The sequence below is a fragment of the Ectopseudomonas oleovorans genome (assembly GCF_029845265.1).
Taxonomy (GTDB): domain Bacteria; phylum Pseudomonadota; class Gammaproteobacteria; order Pseudomonadales; family Pseudomonadaceae; genus Aquipseudomonas; species Aquipseudomonas oleovorans.
The window spans coordinates 73,533-87,580 of the sequence record NZ_JAOCLK010000018.1 but is presented as its reverse complement, the minus strand read 5'-3'; the positions used below and the strand labels follow the sequence as shown (position 1 = coordinate 87,580).

15 protein-coding genes are annotated in these 14,048 nt (G+C 63.1%); 8 read left to right on the top strand and 7 right to left on the bottom strand.

The features are described 5' to 3' along the window. Positions 1-49: 49 nt before the first annotated feature. Together rpmG and rpmB are read right to left on the bottom strand one after the other, a co-directional pair. A complete protein-coding gene (rpmG, locus tag N5J71_RS11690) occupies positions 50-205 on the bottom strand; it encodes a 50S ribosomal protein L33 (RefSeq protein WP_003464575.1) in 156 nt (51 codons plus the stop codon). A 10-nt stretch (positions 206-215) separates the two neighbouring features. Further along, positions 216-452 carry a 50S ribosomal protein L28 gene (gene rpmB / locus N5J71_RS11685; RefSeq protein WP_003242523.1) on the bottom strand — a complete coding sequence of 79 codons (237 nt, stop codon included), beginning with the start codon at positions 450-452 and terminating at the stop codon, positions 216-218. 345 nt (positions 453-797) lie between these two features. On the opposite strand from rpmB, the gene N5J71_RS11680 reads away from it, so the two are divergent. Next, positions 798-2,375 carry an ABC transporter substrate-binding protein gene (locus N5J71_RS11680; protein WP_279916887.1) on the top strand — a complete coding sequence of 526 codons (1,578 nt, stop codon included), beginning with the start codon at positions 798-800 and terminating at the stop codon, positions 2,373-2,375. A gap of 133 nt (positions 2,376-2,508) precedes the next feature. On the opposite strand, the gene radC is transcribed toward N5J71_RS11680, so the two are convergent. Beyond that, a complete protein-coding gene (gene radC, locus N5J71_RS11675) occupies positions 2,509-3,183 on the bottom strand; it encodes a RadC family protein (RefSeq protein ID WP_003464579.1) in 675 nt (224 codons plus the stop codon). A gap of 395 nt (positions 3,184-3,578) precedes the next feature. On the opposite strand from radC, the gene coaBC reads away from it, so the two are divergent. The 5 genes from coaBC (at position 3,579) to N5J71_RS11650 (ending at position 9,537) form a co-directional block, all read left to right on the top strand. Further along, positions 3,579-4,787 (top strand): bifunctional phosphopantothenoylcysteine decarboxylase/phosphopantothenate--cysteine ligase CoaBC, encoded by a 1,209-nt coding sequence (coaBC, locus tag N5J71_RS11670; RefSeq protein ID WP_206407559.1) that lies wholly within the window; start codon positions 3,579-3,581, stop codon positions 4,785-4,787. Positions 4,788-4,789: 2 nt separating this feature from the next. Next, positions 4,790-5,245 (top strand): dUTP diphosphatase, encoded by a 456-nt coding sequence (gene dut / locus N5J71_RS11665; RefSeq protein WP_003464588.1) that lies wholly within the window; start codon positions 4,790-4,792, stop codon positions 5,243-5,245. 1,235 nt (positions 5,246-6,480) lie between these two features. Next, on the top strand, positions 6,481-7,875 hold the full coding sequence (gene algC, locus N5J71_RS11660; RefSeq protein WP_208614024.1) for a phosphomannomutase/phosphoglucomutase: 1,395 nt from the start codon (positions 6,481-6,483) through the stop codon (positions 7,873-7,875). Positions 7,876-7,899: 24 nt separating this feature from the next. Continuing rightward, positions 7,900-8,805 carry an acetylglutamate kinase gene (gene argB, locus N5J71_RS11655; protein ID WP_075750722.1) on the top strand — a complete coding sequence of 302 codons (906 nt, stop codon included), beginning with the start codon at positions 7,900-7,902 and terminating at the stop codon, positions 8,803-8,805. Between the two features lie 285 nt (positions 8,806-9,090). Then, entirely contained in the window at positions 9,091-9,537 is a 447-nt protein-coding gene (locus tag N5J71_RS11650) for an acyl-CoA thioesterase (protein WP_075750724.1), read from the top strand. Between the two features lie 11 nt (positions 9,538-9,548). On the opposite strand, the gene N5J71_RS11645 is transcribed toward N5J71_RS11650, so the two are convergent. Continuing rightward, positions 9,549-10,151: a DUF4124 domain-containing protein gene (locus tag N5J71_RS11645; protein WP_279916886.1), complete on the bottom strand. Its 603-nt coding sequence runs from the start codon at positions 10,149-10,151 to the stop codon at positions 9,549-9,551. Between the two features lie 20 nt (positions 10,152-10,171). Continuing rightward, positions 10,172-10,813, bottom strand: a complete 642-nt coding sequence (pyrE, locus tag N5J71_RS11640; RefSeq protein WP_003464595.1) for an orotate phosphoribosyltransferase — start codon at positions 10,811-10,813, stop codon at positions 10,172-10,174. 80 nt (positions 10,814-10,893) lie between these two features. Here pyrE and N5J71_RS11635 point away from each other — a divergent pair, with 80 nt between their 5' ends. Continuing rightward, positions 10,894-11,673: a catabolite repression control protein Crc gene (locus N5J71_RS11635; RefSeq protein ID WP_039965397.1), complete on the top strand. Its 780-nt coding sequence runs from the start codon at positions 10,894-10,896 to the stop codon at positions 11,671-11,673. A 203-nt stretch (positions 11,674-11,876) separates the two neighbouring features. On the opposite strand, the gene N5J71_RS11630 is transcribed toward N5J71_RS11635, so the two are convergent. Both N5J71_RS11630 and rph read right to left on the bottom strand, forming a co-directional pair. Further along, positions 11,877-12,248 carry a DUF4870 domain-containing protein gene (locus tag N5J71_RS11630; protein ID WP_279534010.1) on the bottom strand — a complete coding sequence of 124 codons (372 nt, stop codon included), beginning with the start codon at positions 12,246-12,248 and terminating at the stop codon, positions 11,877-11,879. 28 nt (positions 12,249-12,276) lie between these two features. Next, positions 12,277-12,996: a ribonuclease PH gene (rph, locus tag N5J71_RS11625; protein ID WP_045735823.1), complete on the bottom strand. Its 720-nt coding sequence runs from the start codon at positions 12,994-12,996 to the stop codon at positions 12,277-12,279. A 174-nt stretch (positions 12,997-13,170) separates the two neighbouring features. Here rph and N5J71_RS11620 point away from each other — a divergent pair, with 174 nt between their 5' ends. Then, positions 13,171-14,034 (top strand): YicC/YloC family endoribonuclease, encoded by an 864-nt coding sequence (locus N5J71_RS11620; RefSeq protein WP_169968782.1) that lies wholly within the window; start codon positions 13,171-13,173, stop codon positions 14,032-14,034. The last annotated feature ends 14 nt before the right edge of the window (positions 14,035-14,048 follow it).

Sequence of the window (14,048 nt, the reverse complement as noted above, 5' to 3'; positions counted from 1 at the left end):
AAAAAAACCCGCCGGTTAGGGCGGGCTTCTTTGCCAGGTAACCGATCAATTACTTGATCTTGGCTTCCTTGTACATCACGTGCTTGCGTACGACCGGATCGAATTTCTTGATTTCGATCTTATCGGGGGTGGTGCGCTTGTTCTTGTCGGTGGTGTAGAAGTGGCCGGTACCGGCGCTGGACACCAAACGGATCAGTTCACGCATGACTCTCTCCTTAAACCTTTTCGCCGCGAGCGCGCAGCTCAGCCAGCACTACGTCGATGCCACGCTTGTCGATGACGCGCATGCCCTTGGCAGATACGCGCAGACGCACGAAGCGCTTCTCGGACTCGACCCAGAAGCGATGGTGCTGCAGGTTCGGCAGGAAACGACGACGGGTTTTGTTGTTTGCGTGGGAAATGTTGTTCCCGGTTACCGGACCCTTACCGGTAACTTGACAGACTCTCGACATGCCTCAGCCCTCTAAAACCACATGCCCAACCCGGCATGGGTTGGCCGCTTAAACTCAATGTCATTGGCGCTCGGCGCCGCGTTTCTCGAGGGTCTTACCGGGCGCACTGGATAGCGCAAGAACCGGGCCCCTAGAAAAGAGCGCTGCTTTATACCAGAAAGCCCTGGGAGCAACAAGGAAAAACGCAGGATAAAACCCAACCCCGAGCCAGCAGCCCCGCCGGGGGCCGGCCCGTTGGGGCCTGATCAAGATTTGACCGCTCGTCGCCTCGATCGGGTATTCAGCGCATGGCAAATCGATTAGGGTTGCAAGCTTGCCGTTCACGCCAGGAATGAGGACTTCACCATGCGCCTGTTGCTCGCTGCTCTACTGTGCACCCCGATCCTGGCCCAGGCCGCCACCCTCAGCGTATGCACCGAAGCCAGCCCGGAGGGTTTCGACGTGGTGCAGTACAACTCGCTGACCACTACCAATGCCTCGGCAGACATGCTGATGAACCGCCTGGTGGAATTCGACGCCGAGCAAGGCAAGCTACTGCCGAGCCTGGCGCGCAGCTGGTCGATCTCCGCCGACGGGCTGGTCTACGACTTCACGCTGCGCGACGACGTGCAATTTCACCACAGCGCCGACTTCACGCCCAGTCGCCACCTCGGTTCTCAGGACGTGCTGTTCAGCTTCCAGCGCATGCTCGACGAGCAGCACCCCTGGCATGCGGTGGCCACCAGCGGTTACCCACACGCCCAATCGATGCAGTGGCCCAGCCTGATCGCCAAGGTCGAGGCGCCGGATGCCCATAGCGTGCGCATTACCCTGAATCGCCGCGACGCCACCTTCCTCGCCACCCTGAGCATGGGCTTCGCCTCGATCTATTCCGCCGAATACGCCGACAAGCTGATGGCCGCCGGCACCCCGCAGAAGCTCAATAGCGCGCCGGTGGGCAGCGGCCCGTTTGTCTTCGAGCGTTTCCAGAAAGATGCCGTGGTGCGCTACCGCGCCAACCCGGACTACTTCGCTGGCAAGCCGGGCGTGGACCGAGTGATCTTCGCCATCACCCCGGATAGCAACGTGCGCCTGCAGAAGCTGCGCCGTGGCGAATGCCAGATCGCCCTGTCGCCGAAACCGCAGGACGTGCAGGCCATCGCCACCAACGCCAAGCTGAAAAGCGCGCAGACCGCCGCGTTCATGACCGCCTTCGTCGGCATCAACAGCCAGCATCCACCACTGGACAAACCGCAAGTGCGCCAGGCGATCAACCTGGCCTTCGACAAGGCCAGCTACGTCAAGGCCGTGTTCGAAGGCAGCGCCGAGCCGGCCAATGGTCCTTACCCGCCGAACACCTGGAGCTACGCCAGCGAACTGCCCGGCTATGCACATGATCCGGCCAAGGCCCGCGCCTTGCTGGCCGAAGCAGGCCTCACGAACGGCTTTAAGACCACCATCTGGACCCGACCCAGCGGCAGCCTGCTCAATCCCAACCCGAGCCTCGGCGCGCAGTTGCTGCAGGCGGATCTGGCCAAGGTGGGCATCGCTGCCGAAATTCGCGTGATCGAGTGGGGCGAGCTAATCCGCCGCGCCAAGGCCGGCGAGCACGACCTGCTGTTCATGGGCTGGGCTGGCGACAACGGCGATCCGGACAACTTCCTCACCCCGCAGTTCGCCTGCGCCTCGGTGCAGTCCGGGCTGAACTTCGCCCGCTACTGCGACGCAACGCTGGACAAGCTGATCGCGGACGGCAAGGCCAGCAGCGACCAGGATCAGCGCAGCCGCCTTTATCACAAGGCGCAGCAGATCATTCAGGAGCAGGCGCTGTGGCTGCCGTTGGCCCACCCCACCGCCTTCGCGTTGCTCAATAGCAAGGTCGAGGGCTACCAGGTCAGCCCGTTTGGCCGGCAGAATTTTGCCTCGGTGCAGATGGCACCCTGATCCATCATCATGGTGGGCCAAAGCCCACCCTACGCACCGAATCCTCGCCGGGAGGGCGGGTTCCGACATGTAGGGCGGGTGCAACCCGCCACCATCGATACGGCGAGTTACACCTGCCCTACGCCTGTAGCAGCTACATCCAGCCGAGTTCGGCCATCGACAGCGGCTCGCCATCGCCGACGATGAAATGATCGAGCACGCGCACCTCGACCAGTGCCAGAGCATCCTTGAGCCGCTGGGTCAGTACGCGGTCGGCCTGGCTGGGCTCCGACACGCCCGATGGGTGGTTATGGGTAAGGATGACGGCGGCGGCATTGTTGGCCAGCGCACGCTTGACCACCTGCCTGGGATAAACGCTGGCGCTGTCGATGCTGCCGCGAAACAGCACCTCGAAGGACAGCACCCGATGTTTGGCATCGAGAAACAGACAGCCGAACACCTCATGCGGCTCGTGGCGCAGCTGCGCCTTGAGGTAATCGCGCACCGCCTGCGGGCTTTCCAGCGCTGAATCGCGGCGCAGGCGCTCGGCCAGATGGCGCCGCGACATCTCCAGCACCGCCTGCAGTTGCGCGTACTTGGCCGGGCCCAGGCCGAGGTGCTGGCTGAAGCCAGCCAGATCGGCTTCGAGCAGAGCCCTCAGGCTACCGAATTCGCTGAGCAGATAGCGCGCCAGATCCACCGCACTCTTGCCGGTCACCCCGGTACGCAGAAAGATCGCCAACAGTTCGGCATCGGTCAGCGACGCCGCGCCCTGCTCCAGCAATTTCTCCCGCGGGCGCTCTGCCGCGGGCCAGTCACGAATGCTCATGCACACCTCCCTGTACGGCACCTCTAAAAACTACCTGCGTTGCCATCACTGCGTTAAAAACAGCTCACAGTCGAAGACTGAACGCGCTTCCGCGCGGCCCCATAGGGGTGAGCGAAGCGAATCAAATGCTCATTTACAGCTCGTAAACTCCGCTTTTGACTCACTGCGTTCGCCCTACGGGCCAGCCTTCGGCTGTTACTCCCGTTGGTCGTTTCGCTTGTTTTTGCCTTGTGCTGACTGCCTCGCCTACGTTTTTTAGAGGTGCCTCATCTAGCCAGGCACCCGCTGTTACGCTGCGGGCGCTGTGCTATCGTAGCCCATCTTTTTACACGGGGCCGGCCTGGGGAGGCGTTGGTCACGTGGCGCACATCCACCGGTTTATAAAAGGCAAGCCTATGCAGCGGCTGTATCGCAAACGCATCATCGTCGGCGTCGGGGGCGGTATTGCTGCCTACAAGAGCGCCGAACTGGTTCGCCGACTCAAGGATCAAGGCGCCGAAGTCCGCGTGGTGATGACCCAGGGCGGGCGCGAGTTCATCACCCCGCTGACCCTGCAGGCCCTGTCCGGCCACCCTGTGCACCTCGACCTGCTCGACCCGGCCGCCGAAGCCGCGATGGGCCATATCGAGCTGGCGCGCTGGGCCGATCTGATCCTCATCGCTCCAGCCACCGCCGACCTGATCGCGCGCCTGGCCCATGGCGTGGCCAACGACCTGCTGACCACGCTGGTGCTGGCTACCGATGCGCCGATTGCCCTGGCTCCAGCGATGAACCAGGCCATGTGGCGCGACGCAGCCACCCAAGCCAACCTCGAACTGCTGCAAAGTCGCGGCATGCGCCTGTTCGGCCCAGCCTCGGGTAGCCAGGCCTGCGGCGATGTCGGTCTCGGCCGCATGCTCGAACCCAACGACCTCGCCCTACTGGCCGCCGATTGTTTCCAGCGCCAGGCGCTCGATGGCCTGCACATCCTCATCACCGCCGGCCCGACCCAGGAAAACATCGACCCGGTGCGCTACATCACCAACCACAGCTCCGGCAAGATGGGCTTCGCCCTGGCCGAGGCCGCCGCCGAAGCCGGCGCGCGCGTGACCCTGGTCAGCGGTCCGGTGCACCTGCCGACGCCGGACCGGGTCAGCCGCATCGACGTGGTCAGCGCCCGCGACATGCTCGCCGCCTGCGAAGCCGCCATGCCCTGCGACGTGCTGATCGCCGCCGCCGCGGTGGCCGACTACCGCCCGGAAGTGGTAGCCCAGCACAAATTGAAGAAAGACCCCAGCAGTGGCGAAGGGATGCTCCTGCAAATGGTGCGCAACCCGGATATCCTCGCCACCATCGCCGGCCGCGAGGATCGCCCGTTCAGCGTGGGCTTCGCCGCCGAGACCGAGAACCTGCTGGAGTACGCCTCGCGCAAGCTGCGCGACAAGAATCTCGATCTGATCGTCGCCAATGATGTGGCCAACCCCAGCATCGGCTTCAATAGTGAAGAGAACGCCATCACCGTGATCGACCGTGGACTGCAACAAACCAGCTTCGCCCAGACCAGCAAGGGCAAGATCGCCCGCCAGTTGATCACCCTTATCGCCGAACGACTGAACAAGAACTGACCATGCACGCTCTGCAAGCCAAGATCCTCGACCCTCGCCTCGGCCAGGAATTCCCGCTGCCGCAATACGCCACGCCGGGCTCCGCCGGCCTCGACCTGCGCGCCATGCTCAAGGAGGAGATCGTCCTCGAGCCAGGCCAGACCGTGCTGATTCCCACCGGCCTGTCGATCTACATCGGCGACTCAGGCTTGGCCGCGATGATCCTGCCGCGTTCGGGCCTCGGCCACAAACACGGCATCGTGCTCGGTAATCTGGTCGGCCTGATCGACTCGGACTACCAGGGCGAGCTGATGGTGTCGTGCTGGAACCGTGGCCAGACGCCTTTCACCATCGCCATCGGCGAGCGCATCGCGCAGTTGGTGCTGGTACCGGTGGTGCAGGCGCATTTCGAGTTGGTCGAGCAGTTCGACGAGACCCAACGTGGTGCTGGCGGCTTCGGCCACTCCGGTAGCCACTGATTCACACCCCACAGGACGACCCGCCGAGGAGCACCCACGTGAAACTCTTCAAGCGTACTGCCAAGGAAGCCAACACGGCTGCCAGCCTGGTGCCGAGCAAGCCCGAGGGCAAGACGGCGAACACCTCGCTGGGCGCATTGTTACCCGGTCTGCTGGCTGCCGTGATCGGTGGGGCCGCAGGCGCCGCGCTGCTGTGGTTTGCCGATAACAGCAGCAGCCAGGCACGCCAGGCAGAGCTGGTGCAGGTCATTGGCAGCAACCAGGCCGCTGCCGTGCAGCAGGCGCTCAAGCAATTGCAGGCCGACAGCCTCGCCGCTGCTCGCAACCCGGAGCTGTTGCAAGCACTGCAAAGCGGCGACAACCTGCGGGTCAGCGAAGTCGAACGGCGCCTGGGCTACTGGGATGGCGTGATCGATGCCCACCTCAATCGCCGCGGCGAAGCGGTACAGAACACCTCCCGTGCCGCGCCGATGAACTTCGCCGGCCTGGACATGCTGCGCCGTACCGAAAGCGGTCAGCAACCCGCTATCGAAGCCTATCGCGTGGGTGAGCGCTGGCTGGCCTACAGCGCCGTGGCCCTGCGCCTGAGTGAGAATCAGCCAGCCCAGGGTACACTGCTGCTGGCCTTCGACCTGCAGCGACTGCTCGCAGCTGTGCCGGCGCTCCCACCCGAGTATGGCCAGGTGCAGTTGGTGCAGCAGTTCGCCAACACACCGGCGCAGGTGCTGCTACAGCGCGGCCAGGCAGGCGACGCAGCCGCTGCGCAGACCTTCGCCACCGGCAACCCCTACTGGAAGATCAGCTTCACCCCCGGCCCCGGCCTGACTCAAGGCAGTATTTCTCCCGCGATGCTCGGCCTCGCGTTCCTGCTTGCACTGGGCGGTGCCCTGATCGGCATGATCCTGGTGCAGGGCGCGCTGCAGCGGCGCGTCAATCTCGACGCCCAGCAACTCGGGCAAATGCTCAAAGAACTCTCCGCCGGTAAGAACGTCAAAGCCTTCAGCCTCAGCATGCCGGTGCTCGATGCGCTGGCCCAAAGCCTGGCACGATTGCCGCGCCGCAGTAGCGCTGAAGGCAGCAGCACCCCCGTTAAAGGAACAGCCGCGGCAGCCGCCGCTCAGCCGGCAGCCAAGCCAGCCGAGCTGGTCGACCCGCTGTTTCAGGACACCGATATCCTCGATATCGACATTCTCGATGAAGACCAGGATCTCCTGGGACTGGAGCAGAGCCCCGCAATGAGCACTAGCCAAAGCGCCCCTACACTTCCCGCCGACATTTTCCGCGCCTACGACATCCGTGGCGTGGTGGGCGACACCCTGACCGCCGAATATGCCTACTGGATTGGCCGCGCCATCGGCTCGCAGAGCCTGGCCCAGGGCGAGCCCAAGGTCATCGTCGGCCGCGACGGCCGCCTCTCCGGCCCGGAACTGCTGCAGCAACTGGTACAAGGCCTGCTCGACTGCGGCTGCGAAGTGACCGATATCGGCATGGTGCCGACCCCGGTGGTGTACTTCGCTGCCAACGTGCTGGAAGGCCGCTCGGCCGTGATGCTCACCGGCAGCCACAATCCGCCGGACTACAACGGCTTCAAGATCATCATCGCTGGCGACACCCTGGCCAACGAACAGATCCTCGCGCTGAAGACGCGCCTGGACAACAACGACCTGGCCACAGGCGTCGGCAGCGTGCAGCAGGTCGACGTGCTGCAACGCTACTTCAAGACCATTCGCGACGACATCGCCCTGGCCAAGCCACTGCGCGTGGTGGTCGACTGCGGCAATGGCGCCGCTGGCGTGATCGCCCCACAACTGATCGAAGCCCTGGGCTGCAGCGTGATTCCGCTGTTCTGCGAAGTGGATGGCACCTTCCCCAATCACCACCCGGATCCGGGCAAACCGGAAAACCTGGTCGACCTGATCGCCCGCGTCAAAGCGGAAAACGCCGACCTGGGCCTGGCCTTCGACGGCGACGGTGACCGTGTCGGCGTGGTGACCAACACCGGCAACATCGTCTACCCCGACCGCCTGCTGATGCTGTTCGCCAAGGACGTGGTCTCGCGCAACCCCGGCGCCGACATCATCTTCGACGTCAAATGCACCCGTCGCCTGACCCCGCTGATCAGCGGCTACGGCGGTCGCCCGGTGATGTGGAAGACCGGCCATTCGCTGATCAAGAAGAAAATGAAGGAAACCGGTGCCCTGCTGGCCGGCGAGATGAGCGGTCACATCTTCTTCAAGGAGCGCTGGTACGGTTTCGACGACGGCATCTACAGCGCTGCCCGTCTGCTGGAAATCCTCAGCCTGGAAAAACGCAACGCCGAGCAGGTGTTCAGCGCCTTCCCCAGCGACATTTCCACGCCGGAAATCAACATCAAGGTCACCGAGCAGACCAAGTTCGGCATGATCGAACGCCTACAGCGTGAAGGCCAGTGGGGCGAGGCGAACATCACCAGCATCGACGGTGTACGCGTCGACTATCCCAAGGGCTGGGGCCTGATTCGTGCGTCCAACACCACACCGGTGCTGGTGCTGCGCTTCGAGGCCGACACCCAGGAAGAGCTGGAGCGTATCCAGGACGTGTTCCGCACCCAACTGCTCAAGGTCGCCCCCGACCTGCAACTGCCCTTTTGACCGATTTGTTCCAGGAGCCCCTGCATGACCCTCGAGCGTGACGCCGCTGCCCAGGTTGCCAAGGTACTGTCCGAAGCCCTGCCCTACATTCGCCGCTTCGTCGGCAAGACCCTGGTGATCAAGTACGGCGGCAACGCCATGGAAAGCGAGGAGCTCAAGCAGGGCTTCGCCCGCGACATCGTGCTGATGAAGGCGGTCGGCATCAACCCGGTGGTGGTGCACGGCGGTGGCCCGCAGATCGGTGATCTGCTGGGGCGCCTGTCCATCGAGAGCCACTTCATCGACGGTATGCGTGTCACCGACACCGCCACCATGGACGTGGTGGAAATGGTGCTCGGCGGCCAGGTCAACAAGAGCATCGTCAACCTGATCAACCAGCACGGCGGCAGCGCCATCGGCCTGACCGGTAAGGATGCCGGCCTGATCCGCGCCAAGAAGCTCACGGTCAGCCGCCAGACGCCTGAGATGACTCAACCGGAAATCATCGATATCGGCCATGTCGGCGAGGTTACCGGGGTTAATACCGACCTGCTCAACATGCTGGTCAAGGGCGACTTCATCCCGGTCATCGCACCCATCGGCGTCGGCCCGGGCGGTGAGTCCTACAACATCAATGCCGACCTGGTCGCTGGCAAGGTGGCTGAGGCGCTGAAGGCCGAGAAACTGATGTTGCTGACCAACATCGCCGGCCTGATGAACAAGCAGGGTGAGGTGCTCACCGGCCTCACCACCGAGCAGGTCAACGATCTTATTGCCGACGGCACCATCTACGGCGGCATGCTGCCGAAGATCAAATGCGCCCTGGAAGCGGTGCAGGGTGGCGTGACCAGTTCGCACATCATCGATGGCCGTGTACCCAATGCAGTGCTGCTGGAGATCTTCACCGATATCGGCAACGGCACCATGATCAGCAACCGCAAGCGCCCTTAAACAGCGGCCGCCACGCGGCCTTCTGATGACCCTCTCCCCCTGGGAGAGGGTGCCCGAAGGGCGGGTGAGGGCAAGCCGCCACGCATCCCTCTGATGCCCCTCCCCCACTTGCGGCCGAAGATGCCCGCAACGCGAGCGAAGACTAGGCAAACACGGCGGTGCGCACAGTGCACCCTACCCAAACCATCGCGCAGCCTTATCGCAAGCCATCCGCACACCGACTCGAACTTGCCGCAACCTTCCTCAACATGCACGCTCACCAGGCACCCCTGATAAGGAACGCCCATGAGCAGCCTGCCCGAACTCAGCCAGTTCAGTTTTTTCCACGCCTTGCGCGTGCGTTGGGCCGAAGTCGATCCGCAAAGCATCGTCTTCAACGGCCACTACCTGACTTACGCCGACGTTGCCATCACCGAATACTTTCGCACGCTGGGCGTCGCCTATCCGGGTGACCTGGCACAGGACGGCGGCGATTTCTTCGCCATCCGCACCTTGCTCGAATACCGCGCCCCGGCGCGCTTCGACGATCAACTGCAGATTGGCGTGCGCAGCGCGCGTCTGGGTCGTTCCAGCCTGACCTTTGCGCTCGGCATCTGGCGCGACGGCGAGCTACTGACCAGCGGCGAAATCGTCTATGTTCACGCCGACGGCGCGACACGCAGCAGCGCCCCGCTGCCGCAGTGGCTCAGGGAAAAGATCGAGAATTTCGAGAAGACTCAGCCGCAAGGCTGAATGCCTGAGCCCTAAGGCTTTTTCTGCGGCTCGCCGAACAGCTCGGCCAGGCGCGCACGATCAGCGGCAAAACCGGCCTCGGCCTGAGTGCGGGCTTCCTTGTAACGCGCAATATCACGCTGCAGGCGCTGCTGCTCTTCCTTGAGGTTGTTGATCTGCGCCAGCAAATGTTCCGGTACCTGGCGCCCGGCACGCTCATGGTCGGCGGCCTGGCTCTGCAGGTTGGCCTGCTGAGTACGCACCGACTGCAGATTGCCACGCGCGACGCTGGTGACGCTGTCGAGCTCGGCCAGCTTGCGCTCACGGGCACGGTCGACATCGTCAAGATTGGTGTACAGCCGCAGCAATTGAGCATCGCTGCTGGCGCGTGCCTTGTCCGCCTGCATGCGGGCGAACTCCTCAGGCGTCGGGGCCGGCGGGATCACCCGCACGACACGCCCCTGATCATTGAGCACTTGATAGCCCTTGCCGATGAATTCCGGCGGCACACCCTGACGGCTGAGCACGGTTACGCCCTTGTCATCGACGTAACGATAGAGTTCAGCCGCGCCCCCCGACAATGGCAGCAGCAGGCTAAAGAGCAGCATACAGCGAGTCAGGCGCGGTGCAGGCATAGGACTACCTTGTACTAGGGCTAGATTCCATATTCGGCGCGATAGGCTTCGACGGCCGGCAGATATTGCTTCAGTTCAGCATCCTCTGCCAGATATTCCAGTACCTGTTCGAGTGACACGATGCTCACTACGGGCATACCGAAGTCCCGCTCGACCTCCTGAATCGCCGAAAGCTCGCTCTGACCACGCTCCTGGCGGTTCAGCGCGATCAAGGTGCCGGCAGCCTGTGCGCCTTGGCCCTGGATGATCTGCATCACTTCGCGGATCGCGGTACCGGCGGTGATCACGTCATCGACGATCAACACACGGCCCTTGAGTGGCGCACCGACCAGGGTACCGCCTTCGCCATGATCCTTGGCTTCCTTGCGGTTGAAGCACCAGGGCAGATCGCGCTGATGATGCTCGGCCAGTGCCACGGCAGTGGTTGCTGCCAACGGAATACCTTTGTAAGCCGGGCCGAACAACACATCGAAATCGATACCACTGTCGACGATGGCTGCGGCGTAGAAACGCCCCAGCTGCGCCAACGCCAGACCGCTGTCGAACAGGCCGGCGTTGAAAAAGTAGGGGCTGGTACGCCCGGACTTGAGAGTGAACTGACCGAAACGCAGAACACCGCGTTCGATGGCAAAGCGAATGAAATCGCGCTGGTACGCTTGCATGAAAAGTCCCGGACGGCACGGATTTAGCTAAATGAGGTGAGCTCGGGTATCATACACGCACGTGTTTTTGGGGGCCATTTATGCGGATCATCAGTGTGAACGTGAATGGTATTCAGGCTGCGGCCGAGCGAGGTCTGCTCAGCTGGCTGCAAGCCCAGAATGCCGACGTGATCTGCCTGCAAGACACCCGTGCCTCCGCCTTTGAAATGGACGACCAAGCCTTCCAACTGGATGGTTATTTCCTCTATGCATGCGACGGTGAAGTGCCCAGCCAAGGTGGCGTGGCGCTCTACTCGCGATTGCAACCCAAGGCGGTGATCAGCGGCCTCGGCTTCGAGATGGCCGATCGCTACGGGCGCTACCTGCAGGCCGATTTCGACAAGGTAAGTATCGCCACCCTGCTGCTGCCAAGCGGGCGGGACGGTGACGAGAGCTTGAATCAGAAATTCAAGTTCATGGACGACTTCACCCATTATCTGGACAAGCAACGCCGCAAGCGTCGCGAGTACATCTACTGCGGCTCGCTGCATGTAGCGCACCAGAAGCTGGATGTGAAGAACTGGCGCGACTGCCAGCAATCTCCCGGTTTCCTGGCGCCCGAGCGCGCCTGGATGGATGAGGTGGTTGGCAATATGGGTTATGTCGATGCCCTGCGCGAAGTCAGCCGCGAAGGCGACCAGTTCAGCTGGTGGCCGGATAACGAGCAGGCGGAAATGCTCAACCTGGGTTACCGCTTCGACTACCAGTTGCTCACCCCCGGCATGCGCCGCAGCGTGCGCAGCGCGCGCCTGCCACGCCAACCGCGCTTCTCCCAGCATGCGCCGCTGATCGTCGATTACGACTGGATTCTCAGCGTCTGATCGACAGGCAGGAGCGCAGGCTTAGCGCCTAACGCCCGTCATTAGCATGTCGGCGCAGCGGATTTGTAGGAGCGGCGCCCCGCCGCGAACAAGGGCGGCGCGCACTTGAAAGACTTCGCCCCGGGGCGGGGCTCCTACGAAAAGCGGCTGCGGGAACTTGCCTGATCGGCACTAGATTTAGTGCCGATTAAGTACGCACGGGCTCACTTCACCAAACGCCAACTGAAGGGGTAGCGATAGTTCTGCCCTTCATTGGCCTTGATACCCGCGATGATGGTCAACACCAGCGCCGCCAGGCCCAACAGCATCAGCAGCGGGAAGCCGATCACCACCACCATCAGAATGAAGCAGACCACTGCGGCCAGCGCTACGCTGATCTGGAAGTTCAGCGCTTCCTTGCCCTGTGCATCGACGAAGGGGTCGAGATCTTTCTTGATCTGCCAGATGATCAGCGGGCCAAGCAGATTGCCGAAGGGGAACACCAGGCCGAGAAACGCGGCAAAGTGGCAGAACATGGCCCACTGACGCGCTTCCTGACTGGGCGTCGGAACCGGGTTTTGCATATCGTCGTTCATACGGGTGCTCCTTGCTCGGCTAAAGATTTCAGTCGACCAGAGCGGCCTTCTGCAGTTCAAAGATCTCGTTCATGCCTTTCTGCGCCAGTGCCAGCATGGCGTTGAATTCGTCAGGCTGGAACGGCGCGCCTTCGGCAGTGCCCTGCACTTCGATAAAGCCACCGGCATTGGTCATCACCACGTTGAGGTCGGTCTCGGCGGCGGAGTCTTCCAGGTAGTCCAGATCCAGCACCGGCTCGCCTTGGTAGATGCCGACCGACACCGCTGCGATCATCTGCTTGAGCGGCTCGCCCTTGAGCGAACCACGCTTCTTCAGCACTTTCAGGGCATCGACCAGCGCCACCATGGCGCCGGTGATGGAGGCAGTGCGGGTGCCACCGTCAGCCTGGATCACGTCGCAATCGACGTACAGGGTGTTCTCGCCCAGCTTGGTCATGTCCAGTGCTGCGCGCAGCGAACGGCCGATCAGGCGCTGGATTTCCAGGGTACGCCCGCCCTGCTTGCCGCGGCTGGCTTCACGCTGGTTACGCTCGCCGGTGGCGCGCGGCAGCATGCCGTATTCGGCAGTCAGCCAGCCCTGGCCCTGGCCCTTGAGGAAGCGCGGCACGCCGGATTCGACGCTGACGGTGCAGATCACCTTGGTATCGCCAAACTCCACCAGCACCGAACCCTCGGCGTGCTTGGTGTAGTTGCGGGTGATGCGAATCGAGCGCAACTGATCGGCGGCGCGGCCACTGGGACGTTTCATCGAGCGATACCTACTTCATTAAGTGAAAACAGTGCGCATTATAGGGGCGCTCGAGCAAGGCGACACGCCGAATTGGCGCCAGCAGATGGCAGGCCCGATCGCCTGCACATGAAATGGGTAGGTACCGTGAGCTACAATCCTGCGTTTTTCGAGCCGACTTCCACGAGGTATCCCATGGTTCACAGCATGACGGCCTTTGCCCGCAATGAGCAGGCAACCGCTCACGGCACACTGAGCTGGGAGCTGCGCTCGGTCAACCACCGCTATCTCGAGCCGCACCTGCGCCTGCCGGAAGCCTTCCGCGACCTCGAAGGCGCGGTGCGCGAAGCGCTGCGCCAGGGCCTGTCGCGCGGCAAGGTGGAGTGCACCCTGCGCTTCGCCGAAGAAAGTGCCGGCAAGCCGCTGCAGGTCGACGCCGACCGCGCCCGCCAACTGATTGCCGCTGCCGAGCAGGTCGCCGCGCTGATCCAGCAACCAGCCCCGCTCAACCCGCTGGAAGTGCTGGCCTGGCCCGGCGTGCTGGTGGCCGACTCGGCCGACCCGCAGGCGCTGAACGCTGCCGCTCTGAAGCTGTTCGACCAGGCAATGGGTGAACTCAAGGCCGGCCGTGCCCGCGAAGGCGCCGAGTTGGCCAAGCTGCTCAACGAGCGCCTCGACAGCATCCTCGACGAAGTCGCCGCCCTGCGCGAACTGGTACCGCAGATGCTCGCCGGGCAGCGCGCCAAGATCGAAACCCGCTTCGCCGAGATGCAGGCCGAGCTCGACCCGCAACGCCTGGAGCAGGAGCTGGTGCTGCTGGCGCAGAAGAGCGACGTGGCCGAAGAGCTGGATCGCCTCAGCACCCACGTCAGCGAAGTGCGTCGCGTACTCAAGGCCGGCGGCGCTGCCGGCAGGCGTCTGGACTTTCTGATGCAGGAGCTTAATCGCGAAGCCAACACCCTCGGCTCCAAGGCGTTCGACCCGCGCAGCACGCAGGCTGCGGTGAACCTCAAGGTGCTTATCGAACAGATGCGCGAGCAGGTTCAGAATATCGAGTAACGCCAGCCCAGCGG